Below are 5761 nucleotides of genomic sequence, written 5' to 3'. Positions count from 1 at the left end.
GGGTATTCTGATTCCAAGTAACTTAATTGATTAACTACACCCTGATGATTTATCATAACACCTTTAGGCAGTCCTGTTGTTCCTGAAGTATATATGACATACGCTAAATCATTTGATGTGTTCACACTTGGTAGATCGCTAGATTCACCTTCCCATATGTCTGCACTTCCAAGGTCTATTACCTCACATCTGGTTCCTTTCGGAACACTCACGTTTCCATAGGTTAGAAGAACTTCACACTTACTATCTGATAGTACAAAACGTTTCCTATCTTCAGGGTATTCCGGATCTATTGGTAAATAGGCACCACCTGATTTCATAATTCCCAATAAACCTAGAATCATCTCAAAGGATCTGTCACACATAATCGCAACTATGTCATTTGCTTTCACGCCTCTTTGTCTGAGCTTTCTAGCAATAACATTCGATTTTTCGTTAACTTCCTTATAACTCATACTTTTGCCCATAAATTCTAAAGCAATTTTATTGGGAGATTGTTTAGCTTTCTCCTCCAATACTTCGTATATTGTCTTTTCCAAAGGAAAATGGAAGTCTGTCTTATTAAAATCATTCAGTATTTTTTCTTTCTCATATATTTGATCATCTGTAAAAATTCTACTTCCCCTAATTATCTTATTATTCATAATTACACCTCATTGATATCGTTTTATCTATATTCATAATTATAAAACCATTTTTCACATCAAACGTGCAATTTTCTTTGTCTGAAGAAATTCTATTTCTAGGTGTAATATATCTTGAAGGAACTGTTCCTTATGTTGAAAGAGACTACTTTCATAACCTTCTAGCACATGAGATAGTTGTAGTATTTTACAAATTACTTGTAATGTGGGCCTTGTCATACCTATAGACCTCTTTCTGCTTCTAAACAATCAAAAAAAAATCTACGTAAACCACAAATACATTTCTTACTATCTTTTTTAAAGGAGATATGTTTGTCCCTTTCTAATAGATCCTAAAGTTTTATAGAAAATGAACGATTGTATTGTGCATTAATGACTCTTTCGTTGTTTCATCAAATATCCATAAGAATCACTTATACTTGCATGAAACAGACTATTATAAAACTCTATTTATCCTCTTATTATTTACTAAAAATAGACTAGTCTAAAAACTGAATTCTACCACTTCTCCAACTAACTCAATTTGTTTGTTATTGACAATGATTCCACTGCCATCACAACATGCGTAAATAATCTTTTTGTTATTTTTTGAGTATTCCCTCAACTTAAAATTAATACTATCTTTGTTTAAAATATTGTAATGAGGTAAAAATGCGAAATCCACAAAATTTAATGCATCAAAAGAATCTAACTTCACATGATTCTCATCAAGATAATTTGCTACAGAAATTTCTTCAGTCATTATAATGCTACCAGCACTAACACCAATTAAAAGTCCTTTATTTTCACTATAATTTATTAAAGGTTGTATCATCTTTTTCTCTTTTAATCTATCCAAAAATTGAAAGGTATTACCACCCGACAAATGAATAGCAGAATAATTATAAATGTTACTAATCTCCTGTTCAGAATAATTTTTATCGAGATCAAAATATCTTATTTCTTCAATACCAATACTATTGTAGTAATTCTTTACTTTAGCAAAGTACTTGTTCTCTTCATCAGATTTCGCTCTTAAATATGCAACTGATTTTTTTTTATTATCAATATTATCTTTTATATAATTGTTGATTTTAGAATGCACATTCTCAACATCACTCAAGAATATAAATCTTCCCATAAACTCTCCTACTTTCTATCAGACATTATTCATACATTTTTGATTATTAAACAAATAAAAATAGTAATCTGATATTATTTATAAGAATTCACCAGGATATTTACGTCAATATTCTCATAAAATTTATCAATAGACTGATTGTATTCAAATAACATTTTATTAGCTTCTTTTAAAAGTCTTGTTCTTAATCCTAATGAGACAAGGCCATCATTTCCATTTAGTTCTTTAATTACATCTAAATAATCACTTGGATTTGTCAATAACAAGGTGTTAATGAATGCTTTCCTAGCAGTCATACACATTAGTGGTCCACCAATATCAATCCTATTTCTTAAACCTTCAAATTCATTTACCGTTAGAACCTTTTCCAGTTTGAGTGGACTGAAATTTGTTATTACTGCATCAACATTTAGCATTCCGTAATTTTTAATATATAAATTATCTTCATTATAAAATGGTTGTGCCATTATCCCACCATGAACCTTGTGGTCTATAGATGTTACCAAGCCATCTCTCATTTCAGGATGTTTTGTATATTTAGAGATACTTATTACATTTAAATTTGCTTTCTTCAATAGTCTGTATGTGCCACCACTTGATATAAAGATAACATTAGGGTTAATCCTGCTCATGAAGCCTAACAAACCATCGGAGGGTAATTCTGCTATTTCATTCCCGTCATTATTTAAATTGTTAACTAAACCAATCTTATTTTCACAACTAACTAAAACCACTTTTAGCCTAATACTTTCTTCAAATTTCATCATAAACCTCCAAATTTGTAAAATATTCGAAAATAACAATACGTATTATACTAGAATTTCTAAAAATAATAAACAAACTAAACAAACTAGTCAGAAATAAAACCCTTAGTAATCTAGTGATATATGTAGAAATTGATTACTATTTTGATAAACATTTGAAAAAATTTCTTTTTAGCCCTCATTCTACATATTTTTTATCTTCCTCTTCAACATAAACATCTAACAATCCCCAACCCTTTTATTCTCACAGCATTACGATAAACTAAAATCGCGAAAACACTCGATTAAACCCCGAAATTTTCCAAACTACATTGAGTTGGACAGAAAAAGTAAGGTTCAGTAGACTGAGGTTATTACACATGATTAGAAGCTACATTGACCAAACGAGAAGGACAAAGTTTTACAGATGAATTCAAGCACCAAATGTTTCAGTTCTATTTAAATGCAAAGCAAAGAAAGGACATTATCCTTGAGTATGACTTAAAACCCTCTTCTTTAGAAAAGTGGATTAGCCGTAGTCAAGCCACTGGGACTTTCAAAGAAAAAAATAATCTAACAGATGAGCAGACAGAACTCATCAAATTACCTAAACAAGTAAAGCAACTTGAGATGGAGAATGATATTTTAAAGCAAGCGACGTTAATACTATGACGAAAGTAATTATAATTAACACTAAGTATCCCTTTTACTCGGAATGAAGTATAACAAGAACCCCTGAAGAATAATGATGACTAATATTATTCTTCAAGGGTTCTTTAAATGATTAGATACAAACAAATGAGTTTGATTTCTTTTCAAAAAAAATTTTCTACCGAAGAAGCTTATCTTGATCATCTATTTTCTTTGGGGACTCAGTAGTTACGGAAATTTACAAGTTGAAAAACATTAGGATAGTTTATAATTAAAAAACTCTTTCTACTTTATTCCTTAAATATCTTTACAATAATCCCTAAATAAGAATAAAATATTTTAGAATAGAATGATAATTGCGTTATTTAAGGAACTCCTCTTGCTATCGATAACTTTTTACAAAGCTTAAAGAGAAAATACAATATCTCTAGAAAATTGAGTTAAACGGCGGTATTTGATAAGTTTAACAAGGCAAAATGATGTTTTGAAGTCAGATTGTATACAAACAATACAATCTGAGAAAAATCTATATGACTGACCAAGGAAAAAGAAAGACTCCATTATATGCAGAAGTTTAAACATCAGTATTTTTTAGTCATTTTGATGAAGAGGTGATCTATAAAAGTAAGTAAAAAAATGTGAAGAACATGTAAATATACTAGCAGTTGGTAAACATATTGATAGCATTCCTTCTAATTCGCGGAACGTACATATCTATTAATAGATTTAGAATAATATTTTTTATTTAAATTTATCTAATCATTTTTTTGAGAGTTTCATTAAATAAAGGGGGTAGAAACAATATGAGGTGGAAAGATTACGAACAAAATATAAAAATACGGTTAATTACATCTTTTATTAATCGTACAATAAATTCAGCTATAATGCCCTTTATGGCTTTATTTTTCGCCCATGAAATAAGTAAAGTATGGGCGGGTTTCTTTTTAATTTTTACTGTTGCTATTAGTTTTATTGCAAGTTTAATAGGTGGATACATCTCTGATCGTATTAGAAGGAAAACTATATTAGTAAATACCTCAATAATAAGTGCTATAATGTCTTTATTTATGACAATTAGTCTTTTTCCGACTAAGAAGTTAATTTGGTTATTTGCTATGGCTTATATAGGATTTATTATAACTAATAATTTGGGAAGACCAGCTATACAGGCACTTATCATGGATTCAACGAGTCCAGAAAATCGGAAAGCTATATATACAATTGATTACTGGCTTACGAATCTATCAATGGCAATAGGGGTTGCTATGGGAGGGTTTCTGTATCAAAGTTATCAAGAAGAGTTATTCGTCTGCTTAACCATAGCTTCTGTTTTAATACCTATTGCATATCACCTATGGCTTATCGATGGTTTTAATAAATTTTTAACGAAAAATCAACAAAATCTATTTTTAGATTTGATGCATAATTATAAAGTTGCTTTTCATGATCTTCGATTTGTAAAGGTTGTATTAGGGTCCACTTTGATTTTTGCTGCAGAATTTTCTTTGAATAGTTACATTGGAATTCGTTTATCTGAGAGTTTTGATGATGTTAAAATCGGAGGATTTGTAATATCTGGAATACAGATGCTTAGTATTCTAAATGTGCAAAATATGTTATTAGTAGTTCTTTTAACTTTTATGGTCACTAAGTTAGTAAATTTTTTAAGTGATAAAAAAACTTTGATATTAGGGCTTATTCTATATAGTTTGGGTTACATACTATTAACTTCAGCAGAAACTTGGTACGTATTAATATTCTTCAATTTTGTTGCAACTATAGGAGAACTGCTATATTCTCCTATAAAAAATGCTCAACAAGCTAATATAATACCCGAAAATAAAAGAGGTTCGTACTCCGCGTTTTCTTCGTTATCATTTAGTGGTGGAGAACTTATAGCAAGAACAACTATCATTATAGGTGCTTTCTTAGCTCCTACAATGATGTCAGTTTATATTGGAATAATTGTAATGGTTGGATCGTTATTATTATATGTAGGTTTATTTGAAAAATCTAAAAAAAGTCTAAAAGTAAATATTTCATCGTAACTACTTAATCTCTTATTAAACTATGTAGACAGCATAGCAATTTGGAGAGCATGTAACTGGTTTTACGGTGCCTCCCAAACGAATATACTCGTATTTGGAGAATGTGTCAGCTAAAATGAACTTATTGGTACTGTTAAATGTAAGACTGTATTCAAACAACACATAGGAAAGTAGACAACTGGAACAGAAGAGAAATGACTTCATCATCTCTTTTCTGTTCCAGTTTTCCCTCATACGGCTTTCCGGTGTTCTTCTGTCTTTGACTTTAAGTTTGTTATAAGTTCCTAATTTCACAAGTGTATATGTTGTTTTCTTGGTTCTGTTGCAAAGTTTGAAAAAAGCATAAACAGGTTGGTAAATGAGGAACAATGTTTAGGAAGTAGCTAGTAATTGTTGAAGTTCATTGTATGTTGAAAAGGCGGAGTCTCTTTGAAGACTTCGCCTTTGTTTATATAGGGCATGAATAGTCTCGATACCTTTTATCGTACGTGAAGCATGACGAAGATTTTGAAATCCTGCGGATTTGGCAAAACGTCTCTTTACATGCCTATGATC

Annotated in this window: 5 protein-coding genes and 1 pseudogene; 2 read left to right on the top strand and 4 right to left on the bottom strand. The window is 30.2% G+C overall.

From position 1 onward, the window contains the following. The 3 genes from KFD70_RS28680 to KFD70_RS28670 all read right to left on the bottom strand — a co-directional run. The coding region (locus KFD70_RS28680) for an AMP-binding protein (RefSeq protein ID WP_431613543.1) at nt 1-644 on the bottom strand (644 nt) is incomplete at its 3' end. Nucleotides 645-1128: 484 nt separating this feature from the next. Further along, nucleotides 1129-1764 (bottom strand): Type 1 glutamine amidotransferase-like domain-containing protein, encoded by a 636-nt coding sequence (locus tag KFD70_RS28675; protein WP_336454289.1) that lies wholly within the window; start codon nt 1762-1764, stop codon nt 1129-1131. 74 nt (nt 1765-1838) lie between these two features. After that, complete coding sequence (locus tag KFD70_RS28670; RefSeq protein ID WP_336454288.1) at nt 1839-2528, bottom strand: hypothetical protein; 690 nt, start codon at nt 2526-2528, stop codon at nt 1839-1841. A 375-nt stretch (nt 2529-2903) separates the two neighbouring features. Between KFD70_RS28670 and KFD70_RS28665 the strand changes: the two genes are divergently transcribed. Next, entirely contained in the window at nt 2904-3179 is a 276-nt protein-coding gene (locus KFD70_RS28665) for a hypothetical protein (protein ID WP_336454287.1), read from the top strand. Between the two features lie 782 nt (nt 3180-3961). Further along, a complete protein-coding gene (locus KFD70_RS28660) occupies nt 3962-5206 on the top strand; it encodes an MDR family MFS transporter (RefSeq protein ID WP_336454286.1) in 1245 nt (414 codons plus the stop codon). Nucleotides 5207-5578: 372 nt separating this feature from the next. On the opposite strand, the pseudogene KFD70_RS28655 reads toward KFD70_RS28660, so the two are convergent. Beyond that, nucleotides 5579-5761, bottom strand: a pseudogene (locus tag KFD70_RS28655) (IS6 family transposase); the annotation flags it as partial.

Source organism: Bacillus pfraonensis, from assembly GCF_050768835.1.
GTDB lineage: Bacteria > Bacillota > Bacilli > Bacillales > Bacillaceae_G > Bacillus_A > Bacillus_A pfraonensis.
This window is presented reverse-complemented; position numbering and strand designations above follow the sequence as displayed.

What these genes read in the sequence shown, in the direction of transcription:
- KFD70_RS28675 (WP_336454289.1), bottom strand. Translation starts at nt 1,764, where the DNA reads ATGGGAAGATTTATATTCTTGAGTGATGTTGAGAATGTGCATTCTAAA.
- KFD70_RS28670 (WP_336454288.1), bottom strand. Translation starts at nt 2,528, where the DNA reads ATGAAATTTGAAGAAAGTATTAGGCTAAAAGTGGTTTTAGTTAGTTGT.
- KFD70_RS28660 (WP_336454286.1), top strand. Translation starts at nt 3,962, where the DNA reads ATGAGGTGGAAAGATTACGAACAAAATATAAAAATACGGTTAATTACA.